17 protein-coding genes and 1 pseudogene are annotated in these 13,993 nt (G+C 47.1%); 17 read left to right on the top strand and 1 reads right to left on the bottom strand.

Annotation, left to right across the window (positions count from 1 at the left end; all coding sequences use genetic code 11):
- Positions 1-71: 71 nt before the first annotated feature.
- The 3 genes from rpsD (at position 72) to OCV96_RS15390 (ending at position 2,488) form a co-directional block, all read left to right on the top strand.
- Positions 72-665 carry a 30S ribosomal protein S4 gene (gene rpsD / locus OCV96_RS15400; protein WP_022154288.1) on the top strand — a complete coding sequence of 198 codons (594 nt, stop codon included), beginning with the start codon at positions 72-74 and terminating at the stop codon, positions 663-665.
- A 104-nt stretch (positions 666-769) separates the two neighbouring features.
- Positions 770-1,729 carry a DNA-directed RNA polymerase subunit alpha gene (locus OCV96_RS15395; protein WP_022154287.1) on the top strand — a complete coding sequence of 320 codons (960 nt, stop codon included), beginning with the start codon at positions 770-772 and terminating at the stop codon, positions 1,727-1,729.
- A gap of 153 nt (positions 1,730-1,882) precedes the next feature.
- A complete protein-coding gene (locus OCV96_RS15390) occupies positions 1,883-2,488 on the top strand; it encodes a bL17 family ribosomal protein (RefSeq protein WP_022154286.1) in 606 nt (201 codons plus the stop codon).
- Positions 2,489-2,625: 137 nt separating this feature from the next.
- Here OCV96_RS15390 and OCV96_RS15385 read toward each other — a convergent pair whose 3' ends face one another.
- The gene (locus OCV96_RS15385; RefSeq protein WP_262594868.1) at positions 2,626-3,567 is read right to left on the bottom strand and encodes a M15 family metallopeptidase; all 942 of its coding nucleotides are present in this window, start codon (positions 3,565-3,567) and stop codon (positions 2,626-2,628) included.
- 226 nt (positions 3,568-3,793) lie between these two features.
- On the opposite strand from OCV96_RS15385, the gene OCV96_RS15380 reads away from it, so the two are divergent.
- The 14 genes and pseudogenes from OCV96_RS15380 to OCV96_RS15315 all read left to right on the top strand — a co-directional run.
- Complete coding sequence (locus tag OCV96_RS15380; RefSeq protein ID WP_227061375.1) at positions 3,794-4,657, top strand: energy-coupling factor transporter ATPase; 864 nt, start codon at positions 3,794-3,796, stop codon at positions 4,655-4,657.
- Positions 4,658-4,704: 47 nt separating this feature from the next.
- Complete coding sequence (locus OCV96_RS15375; RefSeq protein WP_262594867.1) at positions 4,705-5,565, top strand: energy-coupling factor transporter ATPase; 861 nt, start codon at positions 4,705-4,707, stop codon at positions 5,563-5,565.
- A gap of 97 nt (positions 5,566-5,662) precedes the next feature.
- Complete coding sequence (locus OCV96_RS15370; RefSeq protein WP_262594865.1) at positions 5,663-6,472, top strand: energy-coupling factor transporter transmembrane component T family protein; 810 nt, start codon at positions 5,663-5,665, stop codon at positions 6,470-6,472.
- Positions 6,473-6,594: 122 nt separating this feature from the next.
- Entirely contained in the window at positions 6,595-7,374 is a 780-nt protein-coding gene (gene truA / locus OCV96_RS15365) for a tRNA pseudouridine(38-40) synthase TruA (RefSeq protein WP_262594864.1), read from the top strand.
- 373 nt (positions 7,375-7,747) lie between these two features.
- On the top strand, positions 7,748-8,176 hold the full coding sequence (rplM, locus tag OCV96_RS15360) for a 50S ribosomal protein L13 (RefSeq protein ID WP_117465480.1): 429 nt from the start codon (positions 7,748-7,750) through the stop codon (positions 8,174-8,176).
- Between the two features lie 25 nt (positions 8,177-8,201).
- The gene (gene rpsI / locus OCV96_RS15355; protein ID WP_022154279.1) at positions 8,202-8,597 is read left to right on the top strand and encodes a 30S ribosomal protein S9; all 396 of its coding nucleotides are present in this window, start codon (positions 8,202-8,204) and stop codon (positions 8,595-8,597) included.
- Positions 8,598-9,064: 467 nt separating this feature from the next.
- Positions 9,065-9,886, top strand: coding sequence for a ParA family protein (locus tag OCV96_RS15350; protein WP_005335951.1), 822 nt, complete (start codon positions 9,065-9,067; stop codon positions 9,884-9,886).
- Positions 9,843-10,778 (top strand): ParB/RepB/Spo0J family partition protein, encoded by a 936-nt coding sequence (locus OCV96_RS15345; RefSeq protein WP_215650771.1) that lies wholly within the window; start codon positions 9,843-9,845, stop codon positions 10,776-10,778. Before OCV96_RS15350 ends, OCV96_RS15345 begins: the two co-directional genes overlap by 44 nt.
- Positions 10,779-10,790: 12 nt before the next feature.
- Positions 10,791-11,066 carry a DUF5720 family protein gene (locus OCV96_RS15340; RefSeq protein WP_118626762.1) on the top strand — a complete coding sequence of 92 codons (276 nt, stop codon included), beginning with the start codon at positions 10,791-10,793 and terminating at the stop codon, positions 11,064-11,066.
- A gap of 18 nt (positions 11,067-11,084) precedes the next feature.
- Entirely contained in the window at positions 11,085-11,276 is a 192-nt protein-coding gene (locus OCV96_RS15335) for a hypothetical protein (protein WP_425609812.1), read from the top strand.
- Positions 11,277-11,343: 67 nt separating this feature from the next.
- A complete protein-coding gene (locus OCV96_RS15330; RefSeq protein WP_262594862.1) occupies positions 11,344-12,204 on the top strand; it encodes a helix-turn-helix domain-containing protein in 861 nt (286 codons plus the stop codon).
- 50 nt (positions 12,205-12,254) lie between these two features.
- Positions 12,255-12,566: a DUF5720 family protein gene (locus OCV96_RS15325; protein WP_008728385.1), complete on the top strand. Its 312-nt coding sequence runs from the start codon at positions 12,255-12,257 to the stop codon at positions 12,564-12,566.
- Positions 12,567-12,663: 97 nt separating this feature from the next.
- Complete coding sequence (locus OCV96_RS15320) at positions 12,664-13,164, top strand: PcfB family protein (protein ID WP_004797477.1); 501 nt, start codon at positions 12,664-12,666, stop codon at positions 13,162-13,164.
- A pseudogene (locus OCV96_RS15315) lies at positions 13,161-13,922 on the top strand (type IV secretory system conjugative DNA transfer family protein); the annotation flags it as partial. The gene OCV96_RS15320 and the pseudogene OCV96_RS15315, both read left to right, overlap by 4 nt.
- Positions 13,923-13,993 lie beyond the last annotated feature (71 nt).

Below are 13,993 nucleotides of genomic sequence, written 5' to 3'. Positions count from 1 at the left end.
GTGCCGCATTGCGGCACTGTAAACAACCCTCGGAAGTCACTTCCGAAGTATAAAGAAGGGAAAATAAAAAAATGGCAGTAAATCGCGTACCTGTACTGAAAAGATGTAGAGCCCTTGGCCTTGAGCCTTCTTACCTGGGCTATGACAAGAAGTCTAACAGAACCTCTGCAAGAGCAGGCAAAAAGGTATCTGAGTACGGACTTCAGTTAAGAGAAAAGCAGAAGGCTAAGTTCATCTATGGCGTTCTGGAGAAGCCTTTCCGTAACTACTATGAGAAGGCTGATAGAATGAAGGGCATGACCGGTGAGAACCTGATGACCCTGTTAGAGAGCAGACTGGACAACGTAGTGTTCAGAATGGGCTTTGCAAGAACCAGAAGAGAAGCAAGACAGATCGTTGACCACAAGCATGTACTTGTAAACGGTAAGTGTGTAAACATTCCTTCTTACCTGATCAAGGCTGGCGATGTTATCGAGATCAAGGAGAGCGCTAAGTCCATGCAGAGATACAAGGATATCCTTGATGTTACTGCTGGAAGATTAGTACCCGAATGGATCGATGCTGATGTTGAGAACTTTAAGGGAACCATCAAGAATCTGCCTACCAGAGAGATGATCGATGTTCCTGTTGACGAGATGCTTATCGTCGAGTTGTACTCCAAGTAAGTTTTATGTAACCCCAATGAACATTTCCTGTGGAATATTATTCCATGGGATATTGTTCGTAAGAACATGTCAACATATAAAGTTCGCAAAGGAGGGTATTGGCAGTGTTTGATTTTGAAAGACCTAATATTGAGGTTAGCGAGATTTCAGAAGACAAAAAGTATGGTAAATTCGTAGTAAAACCCCTGGAAAGAGGCTATGGTATTACTCTGGGTAACTCCCTGAGAAGAATCATGCTGTCTTCCCTGCCCGGTGCTGCAGTGAGCCAGATCAAAATTGAAGGTGTTCTTCATGAGTTCAGTTCTATTCCCGGCGTAAAGGAAGATGTATCTGAGATCATCATGAACATCAAGAGCCTTGCGATCAAGAACAACAGCGAGACCAACGAGGCTAAGACTGCATATATCGAGTTTGAAGGCGAAGGTGTTGTAAGAGCTTCTGATATCCAGTGTGATCAGGATATTGAAATTCTGAACCCCGACCTTGTTATCGCAACTCTGAGCGGTAAAGATACCAAGCTTTACATGGAGTTAACTATTACAAGAGGCCGTGGCTACGTAAGTGCCGACAAGAACAAACACGAAGATTTACCAATTGGCGTAATTGCTATTGATTCTATCTATACACCTGTAGAGAGAGTTAACGTTACGGTAGAAAATACCCGTGTAGGTCAGAGTACTGATTTCGACAAGCTTACATTGGATGTATACACCAACGGAACCCTGGCTCCCGATGAGGCAGTCAGCCTGGCAGCTAAGGTGCTCAGCGAGCATCTGAACCTGTTCATCGACCTTTCCGAAAATGCTAAGACCGCTGAGGTTATGGTAGAGAAGGAAGACGACGAGAAGGAAAAGGTTCTGGAGATGAGTATTGACGAGCTGGAGCTTTCCGTTCGTTCTTACAACTGCTTGAAGAGAGCAGGTATCAATACTGTAGAAGAGTTAACCAATAAGACTTCAGAAGATATGATGAAGGTTCGTAACCTCGGACGTAAATCTTTGGAAGAAGTTCTGGCTAAACTGAAAGAGCTGGGATTACAGCTGAACCCCAGCGATGAGAACTAATTTCAGCTGAACATAAAAAGTTAGATTTCCGTATCCGGTAAGCCCAAAGTGTTCGGATACGGTTTATCTCTAAATGGCAAAAAACAACGCATTCGGTAAGTAAGTCCAAAGTGCATGGCCGGATGTACCATGAATGGAGAAAGGAAAATTATCATGGCAAAGTACAGAAAACTCGGCAGAACATCTGCACAGAGAAAGGCATTATTAAGAAATCAGGTAACTGCAGTGATTAACAACGGCAAGATCGTTACCACCGAAGCTAAGGCTAAGGAAGTACAGAAGATCGTTGATGGACTGATCGCTCTGGCAGTAAAAGAGAAGGATAACTTCGAAACTGTTAAAGTTACCACCAAGGTTGCCCGCAAGGACAAGGACGGCAAGCGCGTAAAGCAGATCGTTGACAAGGAGACCGGTAAGGTCCTGGCTGAGTCCCATCGCGATAAGGATGGCAAGCTGGTTAAGATCGAGAACGGTGTTACCGTTACTGTATACGACGAAGTTGAGAAGGAGATCAAGAAGGATCTGCCTACCAGATCTCATGCACGTCGTCAGATGCTGAAGGTTCTGAACCCTGTAGTTGAGGTTCCCGCTGATGCAGCAGGCAAGAAAAAGAACACCAAGGAAGTTGACCTGGTTGCAAAGCTCTTCGATGAGTATGCTCCCAAGTATGCTACCCGTAAGGGTGGTTACACCAGAATCGTTAAGATCGGTCAGCGTAAGGGTGACGCAGCTATGACTGTTGTTCTGGAGCTTGTTTAAGCTACGAGCAAAGTAAGGATAAAAAGAGACAACCGCTAGGGAATGCTTGCATTCCCTAGCGGTTGTCTTTTTTTAGACTTATTTGGCGACAGCCGTATAATGAGGGGATGCTCCGCATTCCCTCGTTGCTTTGCGGATTACTCCACCACCTTCTGGAAGTGCTGGTAATCCTTGCAGGAGTTCCAGTGACCTCCCCAGGTGAAGCCATGTTCTTTAAATAACTGATAGCACAGATCGTTTTCGTCAATTTTGTAGGGGAAGGAAGCGGCTCTGTCTGCATAGGTGGAAGCATTTGCAGGAGATACCTTTTCGCTGCCATCCTTATTGTAAGTAATATAAGGATTATAAAAGGGATTGATATCAATTGCCAGCCCTAATGCATGCTTGGACAGGGAGGAAGTCCCCTCTACCGGGCGGTAGTTGAAGCAGGAGGTATTGTTATCCTCCATGGATGCGAGGTCGTCCCCATCATATTCATCGATCAAAAGTACCTTTTCTAGTTGATATTCATTACAATACAGTTCATAAAAGATCTCCGTCAGGTCCTGCGCGATTGCTTTGTTACAGATCAGCTCACCTTCTGCAGGATTTCCTTCAAAATTGTAATGCCGGATATGCACATATCTCAGATCGTCATAGCTGATTTCGACAGATTTCAACAGGTCTTGTGAGGCTTCTCCGGAGTTATCCACAGTAGCAGGATAAGAAACACCTGTTATATATCTCTGTAATTTCTCGGATAACGGTTCATAATAAAAGCCGTCGGACAGCGTGGTCCGCTGGTCGGTCAATAGCTCTCCGTTCAGGGAATATCCGGTCAAAACGGTAGTTTCTGCCATGGAAGATCCTTCCTGCAAGTTTTCTGTCGCATTTGCATTGGAATTGTCGACGGCCGGTGTAGGTTCCGGGGTAGGTGATGGCTCTGATGTCTGATAAGCCAGGGAAGGATTGTCCGTCGCATAATCCCCCAGAGTGTAGGAACTGTGCTGGGATACTCTTAGCAGTCCTCCGGCAACGACAGTGATGAGCGCAAGAATACCCACCATCTTCCATATTTTATTGCGATCGATCGGATTCATAGAATGCCTCCTCGTTTTATTTTCTGAAATGTTCTGCAATAGAAAGATACAACCATAACTATAAAGGTTTTTGGAAAGCAGTACAAGAGATTTTGAAAAAGTCGGGTCAGTTCCCTGTTAAGTGTTGTAAATCTGTGCATAATCTAGTAAAATAGGAGCGATATCTTGCAAAAGCAGAAGATAGCTGATTCTCCGGCACAAAGCGAATATGGAATGGAGATTATTTATGGAGATCATTAAAGCAAATAATGTAGTATATGAATATATTCGTCGGGATGAAGAGGGAAATGTGGAAGGGATCACAAGAGCGGTGAATGATGTTTCTCTTGATATAGAGCAGGGACAGTTCATAGCCATCCTCGGACATAACGGTTCCGGCAAGTCTACTTTGGCAAAGCATATGAATGCCATCTTAAATCCGACAGAGGGAACGCTCTGGGTCGACGGTATGGACACGAAGGATGAGGACAACATCTGGAAGGTCCGTCAGACAGCCGGCATGGTGTTTCAGAATCCGGATAACCAGATCATAGGACAGGTAGTGGAAGAAGATGTGGGATTTGGCCCGGAGAACATGGGGATCCCCACGGAGGAGATCTGGCAGCGTGTGGAAGAGAGCTTACGTGCGGTAGGTATGTACGAATATCGAAAGTATTCCCCGAATAAGCTGTCCGGTGGGCAGAAGCAGAGAGTGTCTATTGCCGGAGTACTGGCTATGCATCCCAAATGCATTGTATTGGATGAGCCGACTGCCATGCTGGATCCCAGTGGACGTAAGGAAGTCATCCGTGCAGTCCGCGGATTGAATCAGGTGGAAGGCGTCACGCTGATCCTGATCACCCATTATATGGAAGAAATTATTCATGCGGACAAGGTATTTGTCATGGATGAGGGGAAAATTGCCATGCAGGGTACCCCCCGGGAAATCTTTTCACAGGTGGAGCAGCTGAAAAAGCTACGGCTGGATGTGCCGCAGGTAACGCTGTTATCGTATGAATTGCAGAAACGCGGAATTCCGCTGCCGGATGGCATATTGACAAGAGAAGAGCTGGTCAGTGCACTGGGCTATGGAAAAACCGACAGGAAATAGTGGCGGGGATGGCAGCGAATGAAAGTACACGGGAAAGGATCGAAAAAATGTCTATCATATTAGATCATGTGAATTATGTATACGGTGCAGATACACCGCTGGCAGTTCATGCCCTGAACGATGTCTGCCTGAAGATACCGGATGGACAGTTCATCGGTATTATCGGGCATACCGGTTCCGGTAAGTCCACGCTGATGCAGCATATGAACGGATTGATCCGTGCTACCGACGGACATATCTATTTTAACGGAGAAGATATCTACGACAAGGATTATGATATGAAGAAGCTCCGCAGCAAGGTAGGGCTGGTGTTCCAGTATCCGGAGCATCAGCTGTTTGAGATCGATGTATTCAGCGATGTCTGTTTCGGACCGAAGAATCTGGGACTGGATAAAAAAGAAGTGGAGCTTCGTGCATACGATGCTCTGAAAAAAGTAGGACTGCCGGATGAGCTTTTCTATCAGTCCCCCTTTGAATTGTCCGGTGGACAGAAGCGTCGTGTGGCGATCGCCGGCGTGCTGGCCATGAAGCCGGAGGTACTGATCCTGGACGAGCCGACAGCCGGACTGGATCCCAAGGGAAGAGATGAGATCCTGCAGCAGATCAAAAAACTGCAGACAGAGACCGGACTTACCATCCTGCTGGTATCCCACAGCATGGAAGATGTGGCGGAATATGTGGACCGCATCATTGTAATGAACAAGGGCAGTGTCATGTATGACGATACGCCGAGAGAAGTATTTAAACATTACAAAGAACTGGAAGAGGTGGGGCTGGCAGCACCGCAGGTTACTTATATTATGCACGATCTGAAGGCAAGAGGTGCAGATGTGGACGTGGATGCCACGACGATCGAAGAAGCAGCGGAAGAAATTGCAAGAGTCTGGAAACAGAAAAATCAGAAGTAATGATTTGAACTGCAATGCTCAAATTGCAGCATGAGCAGAGAGAAGATACGAGTTCTGACCCGACAGGAGCCGGGCAGAAACTCTGGTGAGGAGCAATATGCTTAGAGATATTACATTAGGACAATATTATCAGACAGAATCCGTGATACACAGGATGGATCCCAGAGTCAAGCTGGGAGGCACCCTCCTGTTTATCATATCACTGTTCTTTTTTAAAAATTACGCAGGATATGTGATCGCAGCCCTGTTTTTGGGGATGGTGATCCGGCTGTCAAAGGTACCGTTCAAGTTCATGGTAAAAGGAATGAAGACTATCGTCATGCTGATGATGATCACAGTGGTATTCAATCTGTTTCTGACACAGGGAACACCGTTAGTGACGATCTGGAAGCTGACCATTACGCAGGAAGGACTGAAAATGGCCATTTCCATGGCTGTCCGGCTGACACTGCTGATCATCGGATCCTCCGTGATGACACTGACCACCACACCGAACAACCTGACGGATGGTATGGAGAAAATGATGGGACCCTTAAAAGTATTCAAGGTGCCCGTACATGAGGTGGCCATGATGATGTCCATTGCACTTCGTTTTATACCTATATTATTAGAAGAAACGGATAAGATCATGAAAGCACAGATCGCCAGAGGTGCGGATTTCGAGAGCGGCAATCTATTCAAACGCGCCAAGGCAATGGTGCCCCTTTTAGTACCGCTGTTTATCTCTGCATTCCGCAGAGCCAACGACCTTGCCATGGCAATGGAGGCCAGATGCTATCGCGGCGGAGAGGGCAGGACGAAGATGAAACCGCTGATCTATCATAAGAGAGATTACATTGCTTACGGCTGTATTGCCGCATATATGGTGATTAGCATTGTGGTAGGAAGGTTACCTTTTTTACCGTAAATTTTTACTGCAAAACAATAATGCCCATAACAGATAGTATATCGTCAAATACAGGAAAGAATGCCGGGGAACCTAAGACAGGTGGCAGGAGAGAAGGCGGGTGAAATGCAGTGGAATCGGAAATGACAATGGAACAGCTGTCAAAGCAGACAGAAAAAGAGAAAAAGCGTGTCCGCCTGACCGTGGCCTACGACGGAACGAATTACCATGGTTGGCAGATCCAGAATAACGGGATCACCATCGAAAGCGAATTGAACCGGTGTCTGACCGATCTGCTGCGAGAGCCTGTTGAGGTCATCGGTGCCAGCCGGACAGATTCCGGGGTGCATGCACTGGGGAATATCGCTGTGTTTGACACGACCAGCCGGATGCCTGCGGAGAAAATCTCCTACGCATTGAACCAGAGACTTCCCGAGGATATCCGTATCCAGAAGTCCGAACAGGTGGAAAATGACTGGCATCCCCGGAAATGCGACAGCCGCAAGACTTATGAGTACCGGATCTACCGGGCAGAATTTCCCATGCCGGTGAAACGGCTGTATTCGCTGTTCACCTATCATGAACTGGATGTGAGCCGGATGCAGGAAGCTGCGGCTTACCTGGAGGGAGAACATGATTTCAAAAGCTTCTGCCAGACCGGTGCCCAGGTAGAATCCACCGTGCGTACCATCTATTCCGTGGAAGTGGAAGAGCAGGGAGAAAATGATCTGGTGATCCGCGTCTGCGGTAATGGCTTTTTATATAATATGGTGAGGATCATTGCCGGAACCCTGTTAGATATCGGACAGGGCAAGCGGGATCCCATGGATATTTTCACGATCCTCGAGGCAAAAGACCGCAGTGCAGCGGGACCTACCGCACCGGCCCATGGACTGACGCTGATGAAATACGAGTTCCTGTGACCGTCATCCGCAATGCCGGGTTATTGTGTTTTCCGTCACTGCGTCACTATCTTAGCTCATATATAGGCATCTGGTTCATAGAATGTCAAAAAAAGTGCTTTGGGTGCAGTATCTAATCGTTGATGCGGTCGTTCTATGGCTGAACTGTAAAAAGTTTTAAAATTATCTTGACACTAATTGATTGGTGCCATATAATATATGACTGTGACAGTGTTTCAATATGCTGAGTCAAAGCCCCGACGAAGCATTGAAATAAAGTATTCAACCGTTTTGGGAAGAAGTAAAATGTAGCCGGACATCTGCATATTACTATCAGACCGGAACACTGAAAAAGTCGATCATGAATCGGCGAAAGTAATATGGAGGGAACATAATGAAAACATTTATGGCTAGTCCAGCTACAATCGATAGAAAATGGTATGTAGTAGACGCTACTGACATGACCTTAGGCCGTCTGGCATCTGAGGTTGCTAAAGTGCTGAGAGGCAAGAATAAGCCTATCTTCACTCCCCACATCGACTGCGGTGACAACGTTATCGTTATCAATGCTGAGAAGATCAAAGTAACCGGTAAGAAGATGGATCAGAAGGTATATTATCATCATTCCGATTACGTTGGTGGCTTAAAAGAAGCTACCCTGAGAGAAAAGTTAGCAAAGAAGCCTGAGCAGGTTATCGAACTTGCAGTTAAGGGCATGCTTCCCAAGGGACCTTTAGGAAGACAGATGTTCACCAAACTTCACGTATATGCAGGACCTGAGCACAAGCATGAAGCTCAGAAGCCTGAAGTACTGACATTCTAAAGGACTGAGAGGAGGAAAATAAATCATGGCTAAAACAGAAAGATACTACGGAACCGGTAGAAGAAAGAAATCCATCGCCAGAGTATATTTAGTACCCGGTAATGGTAATATTACAATCAATAAGAGAAGCATTGATGAGTACTTCGGTCTGGAGACTCTGAAGGTTATCGTTCGTCAGCCTCTGGCAGCTACTGAGACTGCTGAGAAGTTCGACGTTCTGGTTAACGTTCGCGGTGGCGGATACACCGGCCAGGCTGGTGCGATCAGACACGGTATTTCCAGAGCTCTGCTTCAGGTAGACGGTGATTTCAGACCCGTTCTGAAGAAGGCTGGATTCCTTACCAGAGACCCTCGTATGAAGGAAAGAAAGAAATACGGTCTCAAAGCAGCTCGTCGCGCTCCGCAGTTCAGCAAGCGATAATCGACTGCTCAGACTATATCAAAATGGTTCAAAAAGCCCGGAAAATCAAGGTTTTCCGGGCTTTTGCTATATCTAAACGGGCTGATATGGTTTGACCAAATTTGGCAAAACGGGAGCCGATTTCATCCAATTTTTAGTGGTTAAATATAGGACAACCGGCAAAAATGGGGTCAAAAAACGGCCTTAGTGGTTAAAAAATAGGACAACCAGAGAGCAATTTTGGGGGTGTTTTTGAGGGTGATTTGGCACTCTCAGACACCGGATTTTTCGCTGGAGGGTTTGGCATAATCTGACCAAATCTGAACAATTAAATACGATTCTAATGCAGGCACTCAGTAACAAATAACTGGGTGCTTTTTTTGTTTCAGAGATTCCGGCATTAGAAAGGGCCGTCACTTTATGATTTTGAAGTGGCGGTTTTTTCTATTTCCAGAAACAACAGCAACAATCAGAAATGAGGTGAAGTCATGAACACACAAATCATCGCCATTGCCAACCAGAAAGGCGGCGTTGGCAAAACAACAACCTGTGCGAACTTGGGAATAGGTCTGGCACAGGCCGGAAAGAAAGTGCTTCTGATCGATGGGGACCCGCAAGGAAGCCTGACAATCAGCTTGGGAAATCCGCAACCAGACAAGCTGCCATTTACACTGTCGGATGCAATGGGCAAAATTCTGATGGATCAGCCTATACGCCCCGGAGAAGGTATTCTGCATCATGCAGAAGGCGTTGACCTGATGCCTGCGGATATTCAGCTCTCCGGTATGGAGGTTTCTTTGGTAAACGCCATGAGCCGTGAAACGATTTTACGGCAATATCTGGACACACTGAAGGGACAATATTCCCATATCCTCATCGACTGCCAGCCCTCCCTTGGTATGCTCACAGTTAATGCGCTGGCCGCTGCGAATAGGATCATTATTCCCGTTCAGGCAGAGTATCTGCCCGCCAAAGGACTGGAACAGCTTCTATCTACGGTCAGTAAGGTGAAACGGCAGATCAATCCAAAGCTCCAGATTGACGGTATCCTGCTGACGATGGTGGATAACCGCACCAACTTTGCAAAAGAGATTGCTGCTTTGCTGCGGGACACCTATGGAAGTAAAATCAAAATCTTTGGAACGGAGATTCCACACTCTGTCCGTGCAAAGGAAATCAGCGCAGAGGGAAAAAGTATTTTCGCCCATGACCCTGGCGGCAAGGTGGCAGAGGGGTATCGAAATCTGACGAAGGAGGTGTTGAAACTTGAAAAGCAGCGCGAAAAAAATAGAGCTGGCCTCGGTAGATGATCTGTTCTCCACCGAAGAAGGCCGTCAGGATGCAAAGCTGGAAAAGATTCAGGAGATTCCGCTGTCTGAACTGCATCCCTTTAAGAACCACCCATTCAAAGTCAAGGATGACGAAGCCATGATGGAGACCGCTGACAGTATCAAGCAGTATGGCGTTCTGGTTCCGGCGATTGCTCGACCGGACCCGGAGGGCGGTTATGAGCTGGTAGCCGGACACAGGCGGCACAGAGCCAGTGAGCTGGCAGACAAGGAGACCATGCCGGTCATTGTTCGGGATTTGGATGATGATGCCGCCACAATCATTATGGTTGACAGCAATCTGCAACGGGAAAGTCTGCTCCCAAGTGAAAGGGCTTTTGCTTACAAGATGAAGCTGGAGGCTATGAAAAGGCAGGCTGGCAGACCGAGTAAAGAAAATTGTTCCCAAGTTGGGAACGATTTTGGGAAGAAGTCCAGCGAGGTTTTGGCAGAGCAAGTAGGTCAGAGTAAAAACCAGATTTTTCGTTATATCCGTCTGACTGAACTGATTCCTGAATTGATGGATATGGTCGATGAGAAGAAAATCGCCCTGAACCCTGCCTATGAGCTGTCCTTTCTCAAAAAGGAGGAACAGGTAGACCTGTTGGACGCGATGGACAGCGAACAGGCTACCCCTTCTCTTTCTCAAGCCCAGCGGCTCAAAAAATACAGTCAGGAGGGGTATCTGACTCTCGATATGATGCGTGTCATCATGGGTGAGGAAAAGAAAAGCGATCTGGACCGAGTGACATTTACCTCTGACACCTTGCGGAAGTATTTTCCTAAAAGCTATACGCCCCAGCGGATGCAGGAAACCATCATCAGGCTGCTGGAGGCATGGCAGAAAAAGCGTCAGAGAGACCAGGAACGATGAAAGGAGCCGCCTATGAGGGATATTTCAGCCCGTGAGCTGAAAGGACACAAAATTCTCGCCGTAGAGAGGTTTTGGGATAACACCCGCTGGATGATTGAGTTTTTCGTCCTGCGTCCCAGCACAGCTTACGGCAACCCCGGAGAGGAAATGCGGCTGTTTTTGACCGAGGACGGGTATCAGGCTGCCCTACAAAGCCAGCAGCGTCGGGAGATTAAGATCAAGCGTTACGCTCGTGTGATTGAGGGACATATCCTCGATTTCAAACCGGGAAAACGCCGTCGCTCATAAACCCATACAACGAAAGGAATGACTATGTGTACGGTAAAGGAAATTCAAGAAGCAATCCGGGAAGATTGCAAATCTCAGCATGACATGGAATCAACGGATATTGACCGAGTGATGCAAACACTTCCTTTCGCCCAGGAGGAGTCATTTACAGGGGCGCGTCCTCGAAAGCCGCTGTTTTGGTTCTATGCAAGAAAATTTGAAAAGTGTTGAACACCGCAATTCTTTGGAATGAGGATTGCGGTTTTTTTGTACCCAAAATTCGGAAGGAGTGAGGTCGATGGCCGTTTTTCGCATTGAACGGACCCGTGATTATACCGTGATGAGCAATCATCATTTACGAAATGCAAACCTGTCGTTAAAAGCCAAGGGACTGCTTTCCATGATGTTATCTTTGCCAGAGGACTGGAATTACACCACCCGTGGTCTTGCAAAGATCTGTAAGGAGGGCGTGGATGCCATAGGCGCTGCGTTGCGGGAATTGGAGGCTGCCGGTTACATTGTGCGGCACAAGCTGCGTGACCGGCAGGGACGCATCAGCGATACAGAGTATGTCATATACGAGCAGCCACAGCTTAGAAAACCAGATACGGATTCACCAGATACGGAAAACCCGTATATGGATAAACCGGATACGGAAAAGCCCGCAGAATTAAATATAGAGAAATCAAATACTCAAAAACAAAATATTTATGGATCAAGTACCGATTCCATTCCCTTCCGGGATTGCGCGGCAGATTGTCTGCCGGAACGGAAAGGAAGGAATGCGATGTCACTCACAGAGATAGAGAGTTATCGGGAATTGATTCAGGAGAATATCGGGTATGAATACCTGTGTCAGCAGTATGAAACTTATCGGGAGGATTTGGATGAGATTGTGGAGCTAATCGTGGAAACGGTCTGTGCAAAGCGAAAGACCACCCGTATTGCAGGAAGTGATTTTCCGCATGAAATCGTTCGTTCCAGATTCTTGAAGCTGGATAACTCGCACATTGAGTTTGTCATGGACTGTTTACAGAAGAACACCACGGAAATTCGTAACATGAAGCAGTATCTTCTGACCGTTCTATTCAATGCACCGACCACGATAAGCAATCATTACACCTCACAAGTAAATCACGATCTGTATGGCGGCTGGTAAATGGTCGCTTTTTTATTGCCCGGAACTGCCGGGAGAAAGGAGCAAGCATGATGTCTGAGGGAAAGACCATAGGGCAGCTGATGGAAGAAATGCGGGCAAAGGCAGGAGCGCAGAATTATCACGGTCATGGATATATGGATCTCCAGCGTTTTGCGGAGGACACCCGGCACATGATTATTTTTGATGTGCTGACGAACGATTCCCCTGTTGGCTGGAAAGGCGAACGAACCCGCCTGTTCCTGTCGGATACCGGTTATGAAAAAGCACTGGATAGTCAGGAAAAGGGGCAGATTAAGATTTTGAGTCACGCAAAGGTACGTCAGGGCAATCTGCACTATGACCGTTCTGACCAGTTACGCTAAGGAGGGCGGTATGAAGCGTTATCTTCTGCGGCGGCTGGTGGTTCCGCCTTAGCAAAAAAGAGATTCCCTGCAAACTTCGTGGAAAGGAGGCGAGAAAATGCAGGAAGAAGTGGAAAACAGAACTTTGACGCTTGTTGTCAGTGGAACAAAGTTTACCGGCAGAATGTTTAAGGCTGCCATAAGCAAGTACATGGCACATCGCAAGGAAAAGAAGCTGGAAAAACAGAGAAGCCGTGATGCGCCGGTTGTTCCGCATGGAAAACAGACTGTGAAGCAGCTTGTCGGGCAGAATCAGGGAATATCCAACATTGAGATCACAGACCCCTCTATCAAGGAGTTTGAGAAAATCGCCCGGAAATATGGTGTGGATTATGCGGTGAAAAAGGACCGCAGCAGTTCTCCGCCAAAGTACCTAATTTTTTTCAAAGGCCGTGATGCAGATGCTCTGACAGCAGCTTTTACAGAGTACACCAACAAAAAGGTCAAAAAGGCAACGAAAACAGAGCGCTCGTCCGTACTGGCAAAACTTAACCAGTTCAAAGAGATGGTTAAAAATGCTGTGGTGGATCGCACCAAGCGAAAGGAGCTGGAACGATGAAAAAGACATTGGACATCAAAAAGCTCATCTTGCTGAATATGCCGTATATCCTGATGGGACTGTTTGCTACCAATTTTGGAGAGGCATGGCGAATGGCACAAGGGGCGGATGCTTCAGAAAAGTTTCTTTCGCTGATTGCGGTTCTGCCTGGGGCGCTGCAAAGTTTCTGGCCAAGCCTGCATCCATTGGACTTGTTGGTAGGGCTGTGCTGCGGTGTTGGTCTGAGGCTGGCGGTGTATCTTAAAAGCAAGAACGCCAAGAAATATCGACATGGTTTGGAATATGGTTCGGCCCGCTGGGGAACCCGTGAGGATATTGCACCTTACGTTGATCCTGTATTTCAGAACAATGTGATTCTGACGAAAACGGAGAGCCTGACCATGAACAGCCGCCCCAAGGACCCCAAGACTGCCAGAAACAAAAATGTACTGGTGATTGGCGGCTCCGGTTCCGGTAAGACCCGATTCTGGCTGAAACCCAACCTGATGCAGATGCACAGCTCCTATGTTGTGACGGACCCGAAGGGAACCATTTTGGTGGAGTGCGGAAAAATGCTCCAAAGGGGCGCACCCAAGCCGGGGAAAGACGGAAAGCCCATGAAGGATAAGCACGGCAAGGTCATTTATGAGCCGTACCGAATCAAGGTCCTAAATACAATCAACTTCAAGAAGTCCATGCATTATAACCCTTTCGCCTATATCCATAGCGAAAAGGACATCTTGAAGCTGGTAACAACGCTGATTGCCAATACCAAAGGCGCGCGCCCAGATAGGGCGTAGTAAGAAGTAGAATCAGGCACTACCCACTCAGATAACAGTGGAAACGACCC

The sequence above is a fragment of the Waltera acetigignens genome, assembly GCF_025567015.1.
Classification (GTDB): Bacteria; Bacillota; Clostridia; order Lachnospirales; family Lachnospiraceae; genus Acetatifactor; species Acetatifactor acetigignens.
The sequence above is the reverse complement of the archived record's forward strand: the minus strand, read 5'-3'. Positions and strand labels throughout refer to the sequence as shown.

What these genes read in the sequence shown, in the direction of transcription:
- OCV96_RS15335 (WP_425609812.1), top strand. Translation starts at nt 11,085, where the DNA reads ATGACTATGTGTACGGTAAAGGAAATTCAAGAAGCAATCCGGGAAGAT.
- rpsD (WP_022154288.1), top strand. Translation starts at nt 72, where the DNA reads ATGGCAGTAAATCGCGTACCTGTACTGAAAAGATGTAGAGCCCTTGGC.
- rplM (WP_117465480.1), top strand. Translation starts at nt 7,748, where the DNA reads ATGAAAACATTTATGGCTAGTCCAGCTACAATCGATAGAAAATGGTAT.
- OCV96_RS15380 (WP_227061375.1), top strand. Translation starts at nt 3,794, where the DNA reads ATGGAGATCATTAAAGCAAATAATGTAGTATATGAATATATTCGTCGG.
- OCV96_RS15325 (WP_008728385.1), top strand. Translation starts at nt 12,255, where the DNA reads ATGTCTGAGGGAAAGACCATAGGGCAGCTGATGGAAGAAATGCGGGCA.
- OCV96_RS15340 (WP_118626762.1), top strand. Translation starts at nt 10,791, where the DNA reads ATGAGGGATATTTCAGCCCGTGAGCTGAAAGGACACAAAATTCTCGCC.
- OCV96_RS15320 (WP_004797477.1), top strand. Translation starts at nt 12,664, where the DNA reads ATGCAGGAAGAAGTGGAAAACAGAACTTTGACGCTTGTTGTCAGTGGA.
- rpsI (WP_022154279.1), top strand. Translation starts at nt 8,202, where the DNA reads ATGGCTAAAACAGAAAGATACTACGGAACCGGTAGAAGAAAGAAATCC.
- OCV96_RS15370 (WP_262594865.1), top strand. Translation starts at nt 5,663, where the DNA reads ATGCTTAGAGATATTACATTAGGACAATATTATCAGACAGAATCCGTG.
- OCV96_RS15330 (WP_262594862.1), top strand. Translation starts at nt 11,344, where the DNA reads ATGGCCGTTTTTCGCATTGAACGGACCCGTGATTATACCGTGATGAGC.
- OCV96_RS15390 (WP_022154286.1), top strand. Translation starts at nt 1,883, where the DNA reads ATGGCAAAGTACAGAAAACTCGGCAGAACATCTGCACAGAGAAAGGCA.
- OCV96_RS15385 (WP_262594868.1), bottom strand. Translation starts at nt 3,567, where the DNA reads ATGAATCCGATCGATCGCAATAAAATATGGAAGATGGTGGGTATTCTT.
- OCV96_RS15375 (WP_262594867.1), top strand. Translation starts at nt 4,705, where the DNA reads ATGTCTATCATATTAGATCATGTGAATTATGTATACGGTGCAGATACA.
- truA (WP_262594864.1), top strand. Translation starts at nt 6,595, where the DNA reads ATGACAATGGAACAGCTGTCAAAGCAGACAGAAAAAGAGAAAAAGCGT.
- OCV96_RS15350 (WP_005335951.1), top strand. Translation starts at nt 9,065, where the DNA reads ATGAACACACAAATCATCGCCATTGCCAACCAGAAAGGCGGCGTTGGC.